Genomic DNA, 17409 nt, shown 5'->3' on the forward strand with positions numbered 1-17409 from the left:
ATAAAGAGAGAAAAACATGAAGATTTATATTACCGGCCTGCCCTCCGGCTACGAGGTGGAGCATCTGGTGCGCCTGTTTTACCCCATGGCTCCGCTCACCCTTACCCCGCCGGAAGAGGGCGAGGACTGTGTCTGGGCCGAGAAAAAAGAGGATAGTCTGTACGCCATGGTGCGGGAGCAGGGCCAGAGCAGGGATGCGGCGGCTCCATTGCCCCGCCCCGTGGAAGCAGGCGGCGAGACGGTGGAGTTCACCCTTGCCAGCCTGACCTATGACCTGCTGCGGAGCTGGACCGGCATCCGCCCGCCCTGGGGCAAGATGACCGGCGTGCGCCCGGTGCGGCTCATCCACGACAAGCGGGCCGCGGGCTGGACCAAAGCCGACATCGACCGGTTCTTTCTGGAGCGTTTTGACTGCTCCCGGCAGAAGTACGACATGGCCAAGGCCATCGCCGACCTGCAGGAGCCCATCCTGAAGCTGGGCAGCGCCCCAAAAACGTACAGCCTGTATCTCGGCATCCCGTTCTGCCCCTCCCGGTGCAGCTACTGCAGCTTTGTCAGCTGCAACCTTGACCGGGACCGCAAGCTGGTGCAGCCCTATGTGGACTGCCTGTGCAGAGAGGTGGAGGCCATCCGGGAGCAGGCCGACAAGGCAGGACTGAAGCTGTGCAGCATCTATATCGGCGGCGGCACCCCCACCAGCCTGTCCGCTGACCAGCTCCGCCAGCTCATGGGTACGGTGCGGGAAAACTTCGACCTTTCCAAGGTGATGGAGTACACGGTGGAGGCGGGCCGCCCCGACTGCACCGATGCCGAAAAGCTGGCTGTCATCAAAGAGTATGGTGCCACCCGCATTTCCATCAACCCCCAGACCTTCTCGGACGAGGTGCTGGCGGGCATTGGCCGCAGGCACTCGGCGCAGGATATTCTGGACTGCTATGCCGATGCCCGGAGGGCGGGCCATGAGGACATCAACATGGACCTCATCGCGGGCCTGCCCGGCGATACGGTCGCGGGCTTTGAGCACAGCCTGCGGCAGGCCATCGCGCTGGACCCTGAGAACATCACCGTTCACACCCTGACCCTCAAGCGGGCCTCCCGCATCGTCATCGAGGACCAGAAGGAGAACGACTACGCAGACGTGGCGGCCATGCTGGAAAAATGCCAGCTGCTGGCCGATGCAGGATATCGCCCCTATTACCTCTACCGCCAAAAGAACACCCTGCAGAATCTGGAAAATGTGGGCTGGTGCAAGCCGGGCCACGAGGGGTACTATAATATCTATATCATGGAGGAAGTCCAGACCATCCTTTCGGCCGGAGCAGGCGGCAGCACCAAGCTGGTGGCCGACGGCGGCCGACGGATGCAGCGCATCTTCAATTTCAAGTATCCGACAGAGTATATCCAGCGCTTTGCGGAGGTACTGGAGCGCAAAAAAGGAGTGGCTGATTTTTATGATCACGATTTGGGTCCCGAAACGTCTGGTTGAAGTCGGGCTGTACAACGTTGCCGCCCGCAGTCCGCAGGAACTTGCCGCCCTGAGTGAGCAGAGCTACCGCGACCGCGTGAAGTACGCCGCCGAAAAGGTGCGCCTTTCCGGCACCAAGATCGTCATGCTCACCGGCCCGTCGGCCAGCGGCAAGACCACCAGCGCCCACAAGCTGGCCGAGGAGCTGATCCGGCAGGGAACATACGCCCATGTGGTCAGCCTGGATAATTTTTTCCGTGGGGCGGAGTTCTACCCCCGCCTGCCAGACGGCACCCTGGATTACGAAAATCCCGATACCATGGACCTGCCCCTTGTCCGGCAGTGCCTGCATGAGCTGAGCGAGACGGGCCGGACCACCCTGCCGATCTATGATTTTGCCAACGAGCGGCGCTCCGACGAGACCGAGGCCGTGGACCTGCAGGGCGGTGTCTGCATCGTGGAGGGTATCCATGCCCTGAATCCGGAGCTCACCGGCCTTGTGCCTGCGGAGGATGTCTACCGCATCTACGCCGGCCTGCGGGAGGAATATGCCATCGACGGCCGCCGGGTCATCAACACCCAGGACATCCGCCTGTGCCGCCGCACCCTGCGGGACGCTGCCGCCCGGGGCCGCAGCCCCGAAAAGACCCTTGCCATGTGGGACCGGGTGCTGGACGGCGAGACCCGGTATATCAAGGGCTTCAAGACCACGGCGGATTTTCTGCTGGACACCTCCTTTACCTATGAGCTTGGCCTGATCTCCAGGCTGCTGGGCATCGTGCGCCGCCAGTTCACGCTGGAGGGCCACAACGCCGAGCTCTGGGACGAGACTGCCCGCCGCTTTGAGCACGTGGTCCCGCTGGATCTGGAGCTTCTGCCCGCCGACAGCATGCTGCGGGAGTTCTACGGCAGTGCCGTAAAATAAAATCGCGCTCTGCGGGGAAAATGTTCCATTCTCTTGTCCAAATGCGAAAAAACTGTTTCCAAATCCGCACGAAACTGTAAAAGTTGCGGTGGATTCGTTGCAATCAGTGCCTGAGTGCGCTATAATGAAACCATCATCTGACAGCACACACAGGGCCAATGCCCGTAAGAGAGGTGTCATTATGGATTTCAATAAGATCAAGGAAATGGGTCTGGAATACGCGGAAAAGGGCCGCAATGCCGCCATGGATCTGGCAGAGCGCGGCAGAACGCAGGCAAAGATCGTCTCGGAGCAGACCAAGCTTGCCCGGGCACAGCGTCAGCTGGGTGCGCTGGTCTACAGCCTGGCCAAGGGCAACGAGGAGAACCAGCCCCTTGTGGATAAGTATATCGAGATGATCGGCAGCATCGAGGCCAACCTGAACGCCCTCAGAGAGAGCCTTGGCCCCGCTGCCGAGGTCATCACCCACGATCTGGACGAGGAGCCCGCCGAGGGCAGCGGCATCACCATTGAGCTGACCGTGGAAAAGGACAAAAAGCCTGACACGGACAAAAAGACCTGCCCCCAGTGCGGTGCGCCGGTCTCTGAGGATGCGCTGTTCTGCAACAAGTGCGGCGCACAGCTGTAACCCCAAAAGCCTTGAAAGGGCGGTGTCCCCGTAGGGGGATGCCGCCCTTTCTGCACAGAAACAGGGTAAAGTGTGAAAATTCTGGAAACAATTGAAATGAAAAGCCGGAAAATGCGCTTGTCCCCTTGAAAAATCGCAGATTCTGCGGTACAATCGAGCTCAGGTTTTTGAGCAGAGGAAAGGGGAGTGCACCCATGCAGGACTGGCCCGAACGGGAACGCTACACGGCGGAGGATCTGCTGCAGATCATCCGCATTCTGCGTGACAGAGAAAACGGCTGCCCCTGGGATAAGGTGCAGACCCACGCATCCATCCGGAAGAACTTTCTGGAGGAGACCTGCGAGGCGCTGGAAGCCATTGATGCCGACGACGCAGCCATGATGCGCGAGGAGCTGGGCGACGTGCTGATGCAGGTGGCGTTCCATACCGTCATTGAGGAAGAGCGGGGCCGGTTCGATTTCGAGCAGGTCTGCCGGGAGGTGTGCGAGAAGCTGGTGTTCCGGCACCCGAACATCTTTGCCTCTTCGGCGGCTGAAAATGCCGGTATAAACAGCTGGGATGCGCTCAAAAATAAGGAAAAGGGCCGCACCACGCTGGCGGATGAGCTGAACACGGTTCCGGCCACCCTGCCCGCCCTGATGTATGCCCAGAAGATGCAGAAGCGTGCCGCCCGCAAGGGCGCGTTTGCGCAGACGGCAGAGGATGCCGCCGCTGCCCTGAAGGCTGCCGAGCGCGGCTGGGAGGAAGCGGTGCCGGAAAATGCCGCCGAGCGGGCCGGGGCGCTGCTGTTTGCAGCGGCCAATGCCATGCGGCTGGCCGGTGTGGACGCGGAAGAGGCCCTGACCTTTGCATCCGGGCGGTTCCGTCTGGAGCTGCTGCAAAAGACCGAAGATTCAGACGGGCAGGAACGCCCTGCCACTGTCTGATAGAAAAAGCTGAGTAAAATTTTGTGGAGGTACCCCATTATGACCAAGACCGATCTGATCGCACAGGTTGCAGCAAACACCGAGATGAGCAAGAAGAGCGCCGAGCTGGCTGTCAACGCCGCTTTCGATGCACTGAGCAAGGCAATGGCCGAGGGTGAGAAGATCACCATCTCCGGCTTTGGCACTTTTGAGATCCGTGAGCGCGCAGAGCGCCAGGGCATCAACCCCCGCACCCGTGAGCCCATCACCATCGCTGCTTCCAAGAGCATTGTCTTTAAGCCGGGCAAGGCTCTGAAGGATACCCTGTAAGTTTGATTTTTGCCGCCGGGGCCGCAGTGGTTCCGGCGGTTTTTTTGTAAAACCTCTCAGGCACATTGCGTCGGCTCTCCTGTCCGGAGGCGCGGCGGCGGGCAAAGCGCAATGACAGAGAGGTTCTGCTTTTCTGGAGGATCATAACATGAGACTGGATAAATACCTGAAAGTTTCGCGGCTCATCAAGCGCCGCACCGTGGCAAACGAGGTGGCCGATGCGGGCCGCATCCTCATCAATGGCAAGATCGCCAAGGCCAGCCAGGCGGTCAAGGAAGGAGACATCATCGAGGTCACCTTCGGCAACCGGCCCATCAAGGTAAAGGTGCTCTCTGACGTGGAGCCCCGCACCAAGGATGTGGCCCGGGAGATGTACGAGATCATTTCGGAATAACCTCTCAGGCGCTTTGCACCAGCTCCCCTAATAGGGAAGCCAGGTTTATGCTGCTGCATTCTTGCCTCGCCTATTAGAGAGATAGCAGCCCGAAGGGCTGACGGAGAGGTTCTATCCCGGAAGCTGTTTGCATAACCTTCACCAGAAGGGGGAGAGGTGCATGGCAGAGCAGGCGGGGAACAGCGACCTCATCCTGGAGAACCGGGAAAAGCTGACGGTAACAGGAGTCAGGCGGGTGCTGCAGTGCAACGCGGAGAGCGCCGCCATTGAAACAGCCCGGGGCGTGCTGCAGCTGGCCGGGGCACAGCTCAACGTGACCAGCCTTGACCTCGACAGCGGGGAAGTGAAGCTGACGGGCCGCATCGACACGGTGGAGTACACCGCCGCGCGCACCCCGGGCGGCTTTCTGTCCCGGCTGCTCCGCTGATGGCACCGGCTCTTGCGCCCGCGCTCATCGGGCAGGAGGCGGCTGCCTGCGCTCTGCTGGGCCTTGTGCTGGGCAGCGTGCGCGCGGTGTTTCCGGTCAGGGGGCGGGCGGCGTTCCTGCCGGATATGGCCCTTGTGGGGGCTGTCCTGCTGGGGCTGCAGAGCTATGCCGCCGCCCTGAGCGCCGGGGGCGTGCTGCGGTGGTACATGCCGGGCAGCGCCTTTCTCTGCGCCTTTGGGGCCGAACGGCTTCTGCGGCCTGCCCTGCGGGCGTTGGAACAGGGGCTGTTCTGGCTGGCAGCGGGGCCGCTCCGGCTGGCCCGGCGGGCATTGCAGCCGCTGGCAGCAGCCCGCAAAAAACGGGCGGAGCAGGTCAGAGCGCGCCGCACGCAAAAAAGAAGCGCAAAAAAACCGAAAAAGAACTTGCCAAGCACACGGCGGTTGTTGTATAATTCTAACGTATCAAAGTAAGAGTACAGGCGTTTCGGGCCTGCTGAGCACAGGAGGCGCTGAAAAATGGCAAATACCACCCGGAAAAAGCGCAGACGCAGCCCGTTTGTGCGGACGATCCTTCGTCTTTTCTTCATTCTGCTGCTGCTGAGTATGCTGGTGGCCTACATCTCCAATCAGGTGTCCATCAGCTCCCGGCGTGCGGAATTGCAGACGCTGAGCGAGCAGATCGAACAGCAAAAGACCCAGAACGAGGAGATGAAGCGCATCCTCAGCGGCGATGCTGACGATGTGACCGAGTGGGTCGCCCGGGATTCTTACAACTACGCAGCCCCCAACGAGCGCATCTTTGTGGATGTGACCGGCAACTGAGGGCACACCCCGCCGGGCAGCTCTGCGGACAGACCCGGTGCCCCCACAAAAAGAGAGCAAGGAGTATTGAGTTTTGGCAATTGAGGTAGGGAACGTACTGGAAGGCCGTGTGACCGGCGTAAAGCCCTTTGGTGCATTTGTTGCGCTGCCTGAGGGCAAATCGGGCATGGTCCACATTTCCGAGGTGTCCAATGAATATGTGCAGGATATCAACACGGTGCTGCACGACGGCGATGCTGTGAAGGTGCAGGTCATCAACATTGCACCGGACGGCAAGATCGCGCTGTCCATCAAGCGGCTGCTGCCGCCGGCACCCCGTCAGCCGCGCAGTGACCGTGGGCCCCGGCCCGGCGGCCCGCGCCAGAACGGCCCCCGCGAGGGCGGCCATTTCGGCAATTCCCGCGGCGGCGGACGGCCCCCTCGTGAGGGCGGGCGCGGCCCTGCCCGGGACGCTGCACCCCGTGTGTGGCAGCCCAAGGCCCCGGCCAAGAGCGATAACCTGAGCTTTGAGGATATGATGAGCCGCTTCAAGAGCCAGAGCGAGGAGAAGATGGCCGACCTCGACCACGAGACCAACAACCGCCGCGGCGGCGGTTATGCACCGCGCTCCCGCCGCGGCCGCTGAGCCATAGAACGAACCGGGCCTGCCCCAGCGGGGCGGGCCTGTTTTTTGGTGGTGCGGCAACGCCCACGGACAAGAAAGGAACCAGAATGCCTGCAAAATTTGAACTGATCGCGCCCTGCTTCTTTGGCTGCGAGGCAACTGCGAAATTTGAGCTGACCCGCATCGGGGCCGAGAACATCCGGGTAGGGGATGGCCGCCTGACCTTTGCGGGCGGGCCGGAGATGATCGCTGCCGCCAACCTGAACCTGCGCACGGTGGAGCGCGTGATGCTGCTCCTCAACACCTACCCCGCTTCCACCTTCGATGAGCTGTTTGATGGCGTGTACAGCATCCCCTGGGAAGAGCTGCTGCCCGCCGATGCCGCCTTCCCTGTGACCGGCTCTTCCCTGAACAGCCAGCTCACCAGCGTGCCTGCCTGCCAGAGCATCATCAAAAAGGCTGTGGTCAAGCGCCTGATGAACAAGCATCATACCTCTGTTCTGCCCGAGACCGGCGCGGAGTACAAGATCCGCTTCATGCTGCGCAAGAATGTCTGCGAGATCATGCTGGATACCACCGGTGAGGGCCTGCACAAGCGCGGCTACCGCCGCAACGCCATGGAAGCTCCCATCCGTGAGACGCTGGCCGCGACCATTGCCGACCTGGGCCGTGTCCGCCGCGACAGTCTGGTGGAAGATCCCTTCTGCGGCAGCGGTACTCTGCTGATCGAAGCCGCCCAGAAGGCCATGAACATTGCCCCCGGCCTCAAGCGCCGTTTTGCCGCCGAGCGTTACAGCTTTGTGCCTGCTTCCCTCTGGGCCGAGCAGCGTCAGAAAGCGCTGGCAGAGTCCAAGCTGGATGTGGGCTTTGAAGCCTTTGGCTATGATATCGACCCCGCCGCCGTGGCACTGGCCAATGCCAACGCAAAGCTGGCCGGTGTGGAAAAGCGCTGCCATTTTGAGGTGGCCGATGTCGCTGACTTTGCGGCAAAGCCTGAAGCCATCGTTCTGACCAATCCCCCGTACGGCGAGCGGATGAGCACCATCGAGGGTGCCGCCAAGCTGGCCCGCACCCTGGGCCAGCAGATGGCTGAGCATCCCTGCGCGGGCCTGTACGCCATCACTGCCGATATGGAGTTTGAGAGCCACTACGGCAAGCGCGCCAACAAGCGCCGCAAGATGTACAACGGTATGATCCCCTGCCAGCTGTATATGTACTACGAGGCCCCCAAGTTTGAGCACAAGGCAAAGCCGATGCCCAAGCAGGGCTTTGACGGAAAGCGTACCGTCGAGTTCAAGAAAAAGTAAACAGGAGAACAAAAAGACATGGACGGTCCGATGCGGCCTTATCTTCCGGAGCTTACCATCCGGGATTATAATATCTACCAGTGGTATCTGCGGGGCGTGCAGTATCAGCTGAACACGACCTACGGGCTCTACTCGTGCAGTCTGCTGCAGCACAACGGGGTTCTGTTCGCACTGCTGTCAGACAGCCTGGCCGGGCGGGAGGCGACCTGCAAAAAGGTGCGCCTGCCCTGGACGCTCTGCTGGAGGCCGATGATGTGCCAGACCCAGGGCATCCGGCTGGCCGCGCAGGTGGAGGTGCTGCTGGGCTGGCATAAGCTGCAGGACCGCCGCTGTGACGAGCTGCCCTTCCAACAGCGGGTGAAGCGCACCATCGACCGCATCCTGCTCCGCCGCGCCTATGAAAAGGCCGTGCAGGAGAACCCCGCGCTGGAGCGGCTGTTTGAACAGGAGCAGGAGCAGGCGATCGTTCAGATGAACCTGAACGCCAAGAACTACACCGAGGTTGCCGAGCCTATGAGCAACATCTACGGCGCGCTCTACTCCACGCTTGCCACCGATGAGAACAGCCAGCGCAAGAGTATGCGCTATATCGGCAGCTGCATCGGGCGGGTGTTCTACCTGCTGGATAAGGCGGGCCGTGTGGCCGGTGACAAGCGGGCCGGGCGGTACAATGTGTATCTGGTCAATGGTGTCGAGGACCCCGGTGCTGCACTGGAAAATGCCCGGCGGCAGTCGCTGGCTGCGGCAAACGATCTGGTGCGCGCCTACGGGATGCTGGATGTCAAGCTGAACAAGAGCCTGATCGACAATATTATGATCCTGGGCCTGCGCCATGCGGTGGAGCCGCTGGACCCGGAGAACCAGCCCGTGCGCTGGGAGCTGCCGTGAAGGCCCGCAAAAGCTGGGCGATGGCCTACTGCGGCATGGCGGCTGCCCTGAGCGTGGCCCTGATGCTGCTGGGGGCCGTGGTGCCGGTGCTGATGTTCATTGCCCCGGCGGTGGCCAGTTTGCTTATCGCCACGGTCTGCGTGGAGTGCGGCAGGACCATGGCCCTGACAGCCTACGGCGCGGTGAGCCTGCTCAGCCTGCTCTTTGTGCCGGATAAGGAGGTGGCGCTGGTCTTTGTGTTCCTGCTGGGATATTACCCGCTGGTCAAGCCCCGGTTTGAGCGCATTCGTCTGCCGCTGGTGCGGGTGCTGTGCAAGCTGCTGCTCTGCAACGGTGCCGTGCTGGCCATGTACGGGCTGGTGCTGCTGCTGGTGCCTGCGGGCAGCATTTCGCAGGAGCTGAAGACCACCGCGCTGGTGGTCTCGCTGGCCACCCTTGCCATGGGCAACGTTGCCTTTCTGCTGTATGACCGGGCGCTCCACAACCTGCTGCAGGTGTATCAGCTGGTGTGGCGGCCGAAACTGCATAAGATGTTGGGAAAAAGATAATGGGTCAAACCCCTCAGGCGGGCTTACGCCCGCCAGCCCCCCTAATAGTGGGGCCCTTGGCATTTCGTAAAGTTTCCCTATATACACAAACTGTATTGCTCTGCCAAGGCCGCCCCTAGTAGGGGCGGTGTCATCCCGAAGGGATGACGGTGGGGTTTAATAGCAGGGCTTTGTCTAAGAGGATTCTAATTGAGAGGAGTGATGTCTACCACCAGTTGACACAAAGCGCCGGGCCACACGGGTGACAGCCGTGAGGGTGACGAGGAGAGGAATCATCGAAAATTTCGGCGGATGTTTCTCCGGCTGACCATGGGCTATACCAGCCGCAGAGAGGGGCAAAAATCGGCAGTGATACCGTAACAGATCCCCTCAAAGAAAGCCATACAAGAACATAAACTGTTACAGGAGGCTGACAGCTGTGCTGCGCGCGTTTTTTGCGCCGGGCTGTCGGCATGGAGGTGTTTTGTATGTGTGGCATTGTTGGTTATGTTGGAAAACGGAATGCACAGGATGTTTTGCTGGATGGTCTGGAAAAGCTGGAGTACCGCGGCTATGATTCCGCCGGTGTGGCCCTGGCTTTGGAGGGCGGCATCCGGGTGGTCAAGAGCAAGGGTCGTCTGGCGGAGCTGCGCAAGCGGCTGGCGGTGGAGGCCCTGGCCCGGAGCGGCTGCGGCATCGGCCACACCCGGTGGGCGACCCACGGGGAGCCCAGCGATGTGAACAGCCATCCGCATTCCACGCCCCGGGTGAGCATCGTCCACAACGGCATCATCGAGAACTATGGTGTGCTGAAGGAGCGGCTCATGGCCAAGGGCTATACCTTTGAGAGCGAGACCGACACCGAGGTCCTGGTCAAGCTCATCGACAGCTGCTATGAGGGCGAGCCTCTCAAAGCCCTGCGCGCCGCCCTGGCCATGGTGCGGGGCAGCTATGCGCTGGCTGTCCTGTTCCGGGATTTCCCGGATACCCTGTTCGCGGTCAAGCGGGAGAGCCCGCTCATCGTGGGCTGGGGCGAAGAGGAAAACTTTATTGCGTCGGATATCCCGGCGCTGCTGAAATATACCCGCCGGTACAGCGTGCTGGAAGAGGGGGACATGGCGGTGGTGAACGCCGACGGCATCCGCTTCTACAATGAGTTCGCGGAGCCGGTGGAGCGGGAAGTTCTGACCGCCAACTGGGATCAGGAAGCTGCTGAAAAGGGCGGCTACCCGCACTTCATGCTGAAGGAGATCAACGAACAGCCTGCGGCCATCACGGCCACAGTGAGCCCCCGTGTGGAGAACGGTCTGCCCGACCTGCGCGTTCCTGAGCTGACGGATGAGCGGCTGCGCCGCATCGGCACGGTGCATCTGGTGGGCTGCGGCACGGCCATGCACGCGGGCATGGTGGGCAAGGCTGCCATTGAGGCGCTGGCCCGAGTGCCCGCACAGGTGGAGATCGCCAGCGAGTTCCGCTACCGGAACCCCATCCTGCGGCCGGAGGATCTGGTCATCATCATCAGCCAGTCGGGCGAGACCAGCGATACGTTGGCAGCCCTCAAGCTGGCCAAGAGCCGGGGCGTGCCGGTGCTGGCCATTGTGAACGTGGTGGGCAGCAGCATTGCCCGCGCGGCGGATTATGTCATGTACACCTATGCCGGCCCTGAGATCGCCGTGGCCTCCACCAAGGCCTACATGGTGCAGATGTGCGTGCTCTACCTGTTCGCCCTGCGGCTGGCTTACGCCCGGGGAATGCAGACCGATGCCGAGATCCGCCGCCTGACGGCAGAGCTGCTCCGGGCCGGGGAAGTCATCAAGCCCCGTCTGGCTGATTGTGAGCAGATCAAGTATCTGGCCAGCCGTTTCGTCAATACCCAGAGCTGCTTCTTCATCGGCCGCGGGTTCGACTATTCGCTCTCGCTGGAGGGCAGCCTGAAGCTGAAGGAGATCAGCTATGTCCACTCGGATGCCTATGCGGCAGGCGAGCTCAAGCATGGCACCATCAGTCTGGTAACAGACGGCGTGCCGGTGATCGCCCTTGCCACCCAGAAGCAGGTCTACGAAAAGACCATCTCCAACGCCAAGGAGACCAAGAGCCGCGGCGCAAAAGTCCTGCTCTTCACCACCCGGGATGCTGTGGTGCCCGATGGCGTGGCCGACTATGTGGTGCGTCTGGATGACTACGATGACCTGCTGATGCCCCTGCAGCTCATCGTTCCACTGCAGCTGTTTGCCTACTATATGGCTGTTCTGCGCGGCTGTGATGTGGATAAGCCACGCAATCTCGCCAAGAGCGTGACCGTGGAATAACCGTAGAATCAGAAATCAAGCCTTGCCAAACCCGCCCGCTGGTGGTATACTATTTAGGTAACCGATGCTGGTGTGGCGCAATGGCAGCGCAACTGATTTGTAATCAGTGGGTTGCAGGTTCAACTCCTGTCACCAGCTCCAAAAAGACCTCAAAACGGAAAACGTTTTGGGGTCTTTTGCTGTTATAGGAAGTGCTTTTATTGCGGTAAAACGCAGGAAAATAGAGAACGACAGAAAAAGAGAAAATCCGTGGAAAAAGTAGTTGACAAATGCCACTTCAGATGATAAAATATACAGGCAGTCAGCGATGACTGCAAATAGGATATGGGCGTGTTCCCGAGTGGCCAATGGGGACAGACTGTAAATCTGCTGCTTTTCAGCTTCGGTGGTTCGAATCCACCCGCGCCCACCAAACAAGAAAAATCCGAACCTATTTCCGATTGGAGAAGGGTTCGGATTTTTCGTTTTCTTCGGGTTTGAGAATGAAGGCTCCCGTGGACGGCGTAAAACTCCGATACCTTGTCATAGACCGTAAGCCAATAACAAGATTTGGAGGGTATGATTATGAAGTACGATGAAAGAGCCTGCAAGTTTAATATGGACACTGGCTGCGTGGAATTGCTGCTCCGGGATGGAAGAATGATCTCCATTGACTGCACCGGGGTCGAGGATGCACTGGACGTGACCATGGCGCAGAGGTCGGAGTTGGATTACCTCATCTATAATGACCCGCTGGGATATGCGGATTTGATTTTGAATGGTGACCCGGAGGAATATTTGAAAAATGTAGCCGGGAGCCATGGGTTAGAAGATTAAGGGCAAAAAAATAAGAGGTGTGCCCAACTGGACACACCTCGGTGAGATACATCTATATAAGGCAGGGCGTTCCCTTTACTGGGAGCGTCCTGCTGTTTTTATGCTGCAACAGGCAAGGCTTGTAGAACTTCCTGCTCTTTCAGCCATTCCTCATATTCACGCTGGCCTTCCTCGCTGTTGAAAAACTCAACTATGGAGGGATAAAAGCAACGTGCAAGGGTCTTGATTGCTTCATCCGGGTAGCCGGATTTGTTCGACTTCTTCTTTTTGTTCAAATGGTATCCTCCGAAAATCAAAGTTCCATATCCTGCCCACGCTTACGGTTTTGCTGCGGCACATTCATGGTGCGCTCCTGCTTGGGGGCAAGAATCTTTTCCAGAAAGCCGCGCACCAGTTCCGGCGCACGGTGGAGAGCATCCAGATAGGGTTTCACGTCGTACCACAGGTCGTGGTACTTGTTGCTCCAACGAACGGCCTCCTTCTTGGCGGTGGAAAGTTCTTCTTTCAAGCGGCGGTTCTCCACGTCCATCATATAGCCGTGGTCGGCTTGCTTTTTCAGTTTGGAGAATTCTTCTTCGGTCAGTGAGTAGTTACCGAGAAAGGTGCGCTTGCCGATATAATCCAGATCGCGCGCATGAATGAGGGCTTCTTTCGTGAGCGTGGTCTTTTTCTGCACAGCGGCAAGCTCCTTCTCTTTTTTGGAGAGAGTCTGACAGGTTTTGGCAAGCGCCTGTGCTTGTTCATCGGCTTGTGCGGTCAGGCTGTCCAGACGCTCCTGCTCCCGCTGGACTTTGAACTGAGTGACAGTCAGGTGCTCTTCGGTGCTGCCGCGCTCACCGCGCTCCACATCCGTGTACCCGGCGTTGCGCATATAGTTGAAGAAATCGTCTTGCAGGACGCTGTACGACTTCTTCAGGACTGGCTTGCCGTTCTTTTGCAGCACAGGCTTTCCGGCATCGTCCAGCAGGGGCTTGGATGCCCACTTCTTGCTTCGGCTGACCTGCATGACGGTCTCCTTGACGGTGCCGACCAGTGCCTTGTCCTTGCAGCGTTTCGACCAGAGGATTTGCTTTTTCACCACAGGCACATAGACCACATGAAGATGGTAGTGGTAGACCTCCCGGCCTAATGCTTCGGTCATGGCGAGGTTGATCTCATCGGCGTGCATGACTGCCGAGAGGATATACTGCTCACCACCTACGATTTGGATAGCAGCTTTGTAGGCATCTGCATAGAACTGCTTGGCGAACTCGTAGTCGCCGTGGTTGTCAAAGTAGGCCGAGTTGACATCAAAGATCAGCTCACAGTAGTGGGTGGCATCCGGCTTCAGGCCGCGCGTGGAAATGGTTCCGGCGGCTTCCAGTTGGGCGAATAGGTCGGTGTAGCTGGCGGTTGGCTTTTTGAAGTGGACGTTCCATGAGGTGCGCTGGGGGATAATGTCGGGGTTTCGATAGCTGTCCTTTTCGCGTTCATTGTGCTGCTGGGTGTTACCAACTGCCTTGTCCGAAACAGCGAGATTTCGGACACTGGTGCGGTCAACGCCATCGTTTCTTGCCAAAGGGCATCCCTCCTTTCAAAGTTCATCGAGAGGTGACGGGGACGGAGATGCACTTCCCCGGAAGTGTAATAACCCACTATGACACTTTCATCCCTATGGGCTGCAAAGTGTAGTGGGCTCTTCGAGGACTCTCCGAGGGGGAACGTCTCCTGCGGGAGAGCTACGATCAAGTTCGCACAATGCGAACTTGATTGCTCCGTACGCATCTGAAAAATTGCGTACGGACTTCAAATAACCTGTACGGTCTGTACGGCGTACAGAAATCTGAAATACAAACGATAACACGTTTGAATTTGCTTCAATTTGCCGTACGGGTGCGTACAAGTACAGACCGTACAGGTTGTACGAACTTCTTCCGTGAAAAAATGCACTTTTTATGGACAGGGGTGGACAAGCGGCTCGATGCCCACAAAGCCCCGCACCCTGCGGCCACCGGGCAGGGCGATGTTATGTACTGCACCAGAGACCCCAAAGTGGGAACTCTGGTATTTTTTGTCTTGTGCCTGAATATACGGAGAATTTTGCAGAAAGAGCAAAAAAGCGGCAAAACTGCAACGGAAAAAGAAAAAAGCCCTTACTGGTTGCAGGACTGCAACAGCAAGGGCGGAGAGGTAACCGTATATTGAACAAAACGGCAGAGCGTATTATAATGAGGAAAAAGATCAAAAAGGAGGGCCGACCACATGGCACAGGAATATCTGCCCGCACCATCCAACGTCCGTCTTGCGGACTTGATGAAAGAGCACAACATAAGCCAACCGGAGCTTGCCAAGGAAATCGGCTGCTCCAAAAGCACCATCAGCCGCTTCATCAGCGGTGCAAAAGGGACGCTGACCCATGAGCAGGTGCTGAAGATCGCAAGGCTGTTCAACGTATCTACGGATTTCCTGCTGGGAGAAACCAACATCCCCGACCGCAAAAATTACGACATTGCCGAACTGGGCTTGTCCGTAGAAGCTACAAAGAACCTCTACACAGGGCGTGTCAATACAGAGGTGGTCAATCTGCTGCTGGAAAACGCCCGCTTTGCAGAGCTTACTTACCGCATAGCGCAGTATTTTGATGACACAGAACGCCATGCTCACGACATTGAGCACCCTGCTGCGCACAAAGGTCAAGACCCCGGAAGCAGCCAAAGCCGCAAAGGACATCAGTCTCCGAAGAAAGCCAGTGTACCAAGGCGACCTTGATGACATTGAAATGTACTTCATGACAGCGGTCAAGGAAATCAAAAAGGGCATCGGGAGCCATTACGCCAAACAGGAAGCCATGAGCAAGAAAGTGGCAGAGAAGATGTTCACCGAATTAACCAAAGGGCAGGATGTGCAGCACCCAACGATTACGGCAGAGCAGCTGACAGACGCAATGTTGGGTAGCGTTTCGGGCATGGAGGGAGCTACGCCGGAAGCACTGGAACAGCTGCGGAACGGTCTGCTGGGAATCTTGCAGTCTGCCGCAGAGCAGGAAAACGCCCATGAAGCAGACGAATGAACGGCTTTGTGCGCTGGCACAGAAAGGCGATGCAACTGCGCTGGACAGCCTGATCGACAACAACAAGTCCTTTATCGGCAAGGTGGCGAATGACTTTTTTCGCAGCATGAATCTAGCACAGGCTGGCCTGAACCTTGACACGGACGATTTGAAACAGGCTGGCAATCTGGGCTTATGGAAAGCTGTGCCGAAGTTCGATGCAGCGCGCGGCATGAAGTTCCTGACCTACGCAGCTCCGGCCATCCGCAACGCCATGATGGACATGGTGCGGGATGCCTTTACTGCTTTTGAGCAGCGGATGTTGACGGAGGGCAAGGACGGCGTCTGTTACCAACGTGTTTCGCTGGATGATGTTCTGCCGGGAGAAGAGCAGCTGCGGCGCATCGAAGCCATAGCTGACCCTTACGCCATGCAGCCGCAGAGCATTATGGAGGAGCAGGAATCGCGCCGGGAACTGTACGATGGCCTGAAACGGCTGACCCAGCGAGAGCAGACCTATCTGCTGTACCGCTATGGCTTCACCGATGGCGAGGAACATCCGCTGATCGGCACGGCGATATACTTTCACCTGACGAAAGGCCGCGCCCAAAAGACCGAGGAACAGGCTATGGATAACCTGTGGCTGGAATTGCCGTGGTGGTTTATCTGAGTGAAAAGAAAAATCGTGATTGTGCTACAAGTTTTCTGGAAATTTATGTGCAGCTATACGATTTTGAGAAATTTTGTAGACGGATGAAACAAAATAGGATTAAATCTAAATATCTAAGGAACGTTGATTTCACGAAGCTGCTGATTACCGACTGTAGGATTTGAGGAGGATGCCGTTTTATGAAAATTACACGAGATAAAATGTTTTTTTCAAAAGATCTTATTCATACACTGGCATATGTCGGAATGTTCGTGGCGGCAATTATATCGGTTGGAGCGTGTAAGTCTGGTATTTGGGTGGCTGCGATATTAGCATGGATTGTAGCAGGTATAATTATCGGATTGGCGATTATTTCCGACTATAAAAAGGCAGAACTTTTGAAAAATGGAACAAGAATCATCGGAAAGGTTACAGCAACAAAACGAGTACATATAAAATTTCATATGAGTACCTACCACCTTGCCGATGAAGATGTAATCTATCCATATGTGGTACATTATCAGTATAAAGTTAAAGGTGAAACCTATAATGGAAAGTCGCAGTGGTTTTGGTTCAATCCATGTATTCCGAAAGGGGCACCAATAAAAATTTTAGTAGACCCAAAGAATCCGGCCCGAAGTACAGTTCTCAAACCAGAAAGCTAAAGATGGCTTTCAATCGAGGTAAAACAAAAAGTTTATCCTTATAGCGTGTTTATTTAAAAGAAGATTGCGATTGTGCTACAAATTTTCAGGAAGTTTATGTGCATCTATACGATTTTGAAAAATTTTGTGGACAAACGAAATAAATCAGGCTTAAATTTCGTTATCTAAACAAAAAAGCAAGGCGGGAAGGTTTGATGATTTGTAAAAAATGAGGGCATAAAAATAAAGTAGGCGTTTGATATTTCCAGCAATGTGGGCAGTAGTGAAAGAAGGTATAGAAAATGAAGAAAGCATACTATGGTCTTCTTACATTTGCAATAATGAGCTTATCTTACGATTTATATTATTGGAAAATGAGAAGTGCTGTGGGCGTTCTAAGGGGAGAAGATAAATTTCTTTGCTTATCAAGTGGAAGCATTTGCGTTCTCATAATAGTTTTTGTTGTTATAAAAAATATCAAAGACCATAAATAATCCAATCTGAAAAACTGAGATATGGACAATAAAGAGAAATTTATTGCGTATAGTACTTTTCGGATGGTTTGTACTTTTGTGGGTGGTTATGATGATTAACCCGGACATTTTATCAACGAAAGCATTTGGGCTGGTTTTGTCGATTTCAGTTGTAGGGGAGATGATTCTCTCTCTCTTGTTAAGAAAGAGCAATTTCAAAAAGAGGAGTTCTCTCCTAAGATCAAAATCACGGCAGGAATTATGATCGT

Annotated in this window: 22 protein-coding genes and 2 tRNA genes; 22 read left to right on the forward strand and 2 right to left on the reverse strand. The window is 56.8% G+C overall.

Features of this window, described 5'->3' with window-relative positions; translation table 11 throughout:
* The first annotated feature begins 16 nt into the window (after positions 1-16).
* From hemZ to MTP40_RS04880, 17 genes are all read left to right on the forward strand, one after another.
* Positions 17-1486: a coproporphyrinogen dehydrogenase HemZ gene (gene hemZ / locus MTP40_RS04800; RefSeq protein ID WP_249259918.1), complete on the forward strand. Its 1470-nt coding sequence runs from the start codon at positions 17-19 to the stop codon at positions 1484-1486.
* Entirely contained in the window at positions 1452-2390 is a 939-nt protein-coding gene (locus MTP40_RS04805; protein ID WP_005933447.1) for a uridine kinase family protein, read from the forward strand. Before hemZ ends, MTP40_RS04805 begins: the two co-directional genes overlap by 35 nt.
* A gap of 181 nt (positions 2391-2571) precedes the next feature.
* Positions 2572-3018 carry a zinc ribbon domain-containing protein gene (locus tag MTP40_RS04810; protein WP_097771017.1) on the forward strand — a complete coding sequence of 149 codons (447 nt, stop codon included), beginning with the start codon at positions 2572-2574 and terminating at the stop codon, positions 3016-3018.
* 194 nt (positions 3019-3212) lie between these two features.
* Positions 3213-3944, forward strand: coding sequence for a MazG family protein (locus MTP40_RS04815; protein ID WP_249259919.1), 732 nt, complete (start codon positions 3213-3215; stop codon positions 3942-3944).
* A gap of 39 nt (positions 3945-3983) precedes the next feature.
* Complete coding sequence (locus tag MTP40_RS04820) at positions 3984-4253, forward strand: HU family DNA-binding protein (protein WP_005933459.1); 270 nt, start codon at positions 3984-3986, stop codon at positions 4251-4253.
* Between the two features lie 148 nt (positions 4254-4401).
* Positions 4402-4647: an RNA-binding S4 domain-containing protein gene (locus tag MTP40_RS04825; RefSeq protein ID WP_005933461.1), complete on the forward strand. Its 246-nt coding sequence runs from the start codon at positions 4402-4404 to the stop codon at positions 4645-4647.
* 160 nt (positions 4648-4807) lie between these two features.
* Positions 4808-5074, forward strand: coding sequence for a YabP/YqfC family sporulation protein (locus MTP40_RS04830; RefSeq protein WP_005933464.1), 267 nt, complete (start codon positions 4808-4810; stop codon positions 5072-5074).
* Positions 5074-5544: a hypothetical protein gene (locus MTP40_RS04835; RefSeq protein WP_097771019.1), complete on the forward strand. Its 471-nt coding sequence runs from the start codon at positions 5074-5076 to the stop codon at positions 5542-5544. Before MTP40_RS04830 ends, MTP40_RS04835 begins: the two co-directional genes overlap by 1 nt.
* A gap of 45 nt (positions 5545-5589) precedes the next feature.
* Positions 5590-5895: a septum formation initiator family protein gene (locus tag MTP40_RS04840; RefSeq protein ID WP_035393978.1), complete on the forward strand. Its 306-nt coding sequence runs from the start codon at positions 5590-5592 to the stop codon at positions 5893-5895.
* Between the two features lie 73 nt (positions 5896-5968).
* A complete protein-coding gene (locus tag MTP40_RS04845) occupies positions 5969-6520 on the forward strand; it encodes a S1 RNA-binding domain-containing protein (protein WP_097772496.1) in 552 nt (183 codons plus the stop codon).
* An 86-nt stretch (positions 6521-6606) separates the two neighbouring features.
* Positions 6607-7806 carry a THUMP domain-containing class I SAM-dependent RNA methyltransferase gene (locus tag MTP40_RS04850; RefSeq protein WP_097771022.1) on the forward strand — a complete coding sequence of 400 codons (1200 nt, stop codon included), beginning with the start codon at positions 6607-6609 and terminating at the stop codon, positions 7804-7806.
* 18 nt (positions 7807-7824) lie between these two features.
* Complete coding sequence (locus MTP40_RS04855) at positions 7825-8694, forward strand: DUF5685 family protein (RefSeq protein ID WP_156069014.1); 870 nt, start codon at positions 7825-7827, stop codon at positions 8692-8694.
* Positions 8691-9242: a hypothetical protein gene (locus tag MTP40_RS04860; protein WP_005932121.1), complete on the forward strand. Its 552-nt coding sequence runs from the start codon at positions 8691-8693 to the stop codon at positions 9240-9242. Before MTP40_RS04855 ends, MTP40_RS04860 begins: the two co-directional genes overlap by 4 nt.
* Positions 9243-9709: 467 nt before the next feature.
* Positions 9710-11530 (forward strand): glutamine--fructose-6-phosphate transaminase (isomerizing), encoded by a 1821-nt coding sequence (gene glmS / locus MTP40_RS04865; protein ID WP_173016437.1) that lies wholly within the window; start codon positions 9710-9712, stop codon positions 11528-11530.
* 66 nt (positions 11531-11596) lie between these two features.
* Positions 11597-11671, forward strand: a tRNA-Thr gene (locus MTP40_RS04870).
* A gap of 185 nt (positions 11672-11856) precedes the next feature.
* Positions 11857-11942, forward strand: a tRNA-Tyr gene (locus MTP40_RS04875).
* Between the two features lie 152 nt (positions 11943-12094).
* Complete coding sequence (locus MTP40_RS04880; RefSeq protein WP_249259920.1) at positions 12095-12346, forward strand: DUF6061 family protein; 252 nt, start codon at positions 12095-12097, stop codon at positions 12344-12346.
* 98 nt (positions 12347-12444) lie between these two features.
* On the opposite strand, the gene MTP40_RS04885 is transcribed toward MTP40_RS04880, so the two are convergent.
* Positions 12445-12621 (reverse strand): hypothetical protein, encoded by a 177-nt coding sequence (locus MTP40_RS04885; protein ID WP_249259921.1) that lies wholly within the window; start codon positions 12619-12621, stop codon positions 12445-12447.
* A 17-nt stretch (positions 12622-12638) separates the two neighbouring features.
* A complete protein-coding gene (locus MTP40_RS04890) occupies positions 12639-13904 on the reverse strand; it encodes a plasmid recombination protein (protein ID WP_249259922.1) in 1266 nt (421 codons plus the stop codon).
* Between the two features lie 287 nt (positions 13905-14191).
* Between MTP40_RS04890 and MTP40_RS04895 the strand changes: the two genes are divergently transcribed.
* From MTP40_RS04895 to MTP40_RS04915, 5 genes are all read left to right on the forward strand, one after another.
* Positions 14192-14530, forward strand: a complete 339-nt coding sequence (locus MTP40_RS04895) for a hypothetical protein (protein ID WP_249259923.1) — start codon at positions 14192-14194, stop codon at positions 14528-14530.
* Between the two features lie 57 nt (positions 14531-14587).
* On the forward strand, positions 14588-15094 hold the full coding sequence (locus tag MTP40_RS04900) for a helix-turn-helix domain-containing protein (protein WP_249259924.1): 507 nt from the start codon (positions 14588-14590) through the stop codon (positions 15092-15094).
* Between the two features lie 10 nt (positions 15095-15104).
* A complete protein-coding gene (locus MTP40_RS04905) occupies positions 15105-15395 on the forward strand; it encodes a hypothetical protein (RefSeq protein WP_249259925.1) in 291 nt (96 codons plus the stop codon).
* The gene (locus MTP40_RS04910; RefSeq protein ID WP_249259926.1) at positions 15379-16044 is read left to right on the forward strand and encodes a sigma-70 family RNA polymerase sigma factor; all 666 of its coding nucleotides are present in this window, start codon (positions 15379-15381) and stop codon (positions 16042-16044) included. Before MTP40_RS04905 ends, MTP40_RS04910 begins: the two co-directional genes overlap by 17 nt.
* A gap of 179 nt (positions 16045-16223) precedes the next feature.
* Complete coding sequence (locus MTP40_RS04915; protein ID WP_005929423.1) at positions 16224-16688, forward strand: DUF3592 domain-containing protein; 465 nt, start codon at positions 16224-16226, stop codon at positions 16686-16688.
* The last annotated feature ends 721 nt before the right edge of the window (positions 16689-17409 follow it).

This window comes from Faecalibacterium sp. IP-3-29 (assembly GCF_023347335.1).
GTDB classification, from domain to species: Bacteria; Bacillota; Clostridia; order Oscillospirales; family Ruminococcaceae; genus Faecalibacterium; species Faecalibacterium duncaniae.

What these genes read in the sequence shown, in the direction of transcription:
- MTP40_RS04900 (WP_249259924.1), top strand. Translation starts at nt 14,588, where the DNA reads ATGGCACAGGAATATCTGCCCGCACCATCCAACGTCCGTCTTGCGGAC.
- MTP40_RS04915 (WP_005929423.1), top strand. Translation starts at nt 16,224, where the DNA reads ATGAAAATTACACGAGATAAAATGTTTTTTTCAAAAGATCTTATTCAT.
- MTP40_RS04825 (WP_005933461.1), top strand. Translation starts at nt 4,402, where the DNA reads ATGAGACTGGATAAATACCTGAAAGTTTCGCGGCTCATCAAGCGCCGC.
- MTP40_RS04835 (WP_097771019.1), top strand. Translation starts at nt 5,074, where the DNA reads ATGGCACCGGCTCTTGCGCCCGCGCTCATCGGGCAGGAGGCGGCTGCC.
- MTP40_RS04910 (WP_249259926.1), top strand. Translation starts at nt 15,379, where the DNA reads ATGAAGCAGACGAATGAACGGCTTTGTGCGCTGGCACAGAAAGGCGAT.
- MTP40_RS04830 (WP_005933464.1), top strand. Translation starts at nt 4,808, where the DNA reads ATGGCAGAGCAGGCGGGGAACAGCGACCTCATCCTGGAGAACCGGGAA.
- MTP40_RS04820 (WP_005933459.1), top strand. Translation starts at nt 3,984, where the DNA reads ATGACCAAGACCGATCTGATCGCACAGGTTGCAGCAAACACCGAGATG.
- MTP40_RS04905 (WP_249259925.1), top strand. Translation starts at nt 15,105, where the DNA reads ATGTACTTCATGACAGCGGTCAAGGAAATCAAAAAGGGCATCGGGAGC.
- MTP40_RS04815 (WP_249259919.1), top strand. Translation starts at nt 3,213, where the DNA reads ATGCAGGACTGGCCCGAACGGGAACGCTACACGGCGGAGGATCTGCTG.
- MTP40_RS04880 (WP_249259920.1), top strand. Translation starts at nt 12,095, where the DNA reads ATGAAGTACGATGAAAGAGCCTGCAAGTTTAATATGGACACTGGCTGC.
- MTP40_RS04805 (WP_005933447.1), top strand. Translation starts at nt 1,452, where the DNA reads ATGATCACGATTTGGGTCCCGAAACGTCTGGTTGAAGTCGGGCTGTAC.
- MTP40_RS04850 (WP_097771022.1), top strand. Translation starts at nt 6,607, where the DNA reads ATGCCTGCAAAATTTGAACTGATCGCGCCCTGCTTCTTTGGCTGCGAG.
- MTP40_RS04840 (WP_035393978.1), top strand. Translation starts at nt 5,590, where the DNA reads ATGGCAAATACCACCCGGAAAAAGCGCAGACGCAGCCCGTTTGTGCGG.
- MTP40_RS04855 (WP_156069014.1), top strand. Translation starts at nt 7,825, where the DNA reads ATGGACGGTCCGATGCGGCCTTATCTTCCGGAGCTTACCATCCGGGAT.
- MTP40_RS04810 (WP_097771017.1), top strand. Translation starts at nt 2,572, where the DNA reads ATGGATTTCAATAAGATCAAGGAAATGGGTCTGGAATACGCGGAAAAG.
- glmS (WP_173016437.1), top strand. Translation starts at nt 9,710, where the DNA reads ATGTGTGGCATTGTTGGTTATGTTGGAAAACGGAATGCACAGGATGTT.
- hemZ (WP_249259918.1), top strand. Translation starts at nt 17, where the DNA reads ATGAAGATTTATATTACCGGCCTGCCCTCCGGCTACGAGGTGGAGCAT.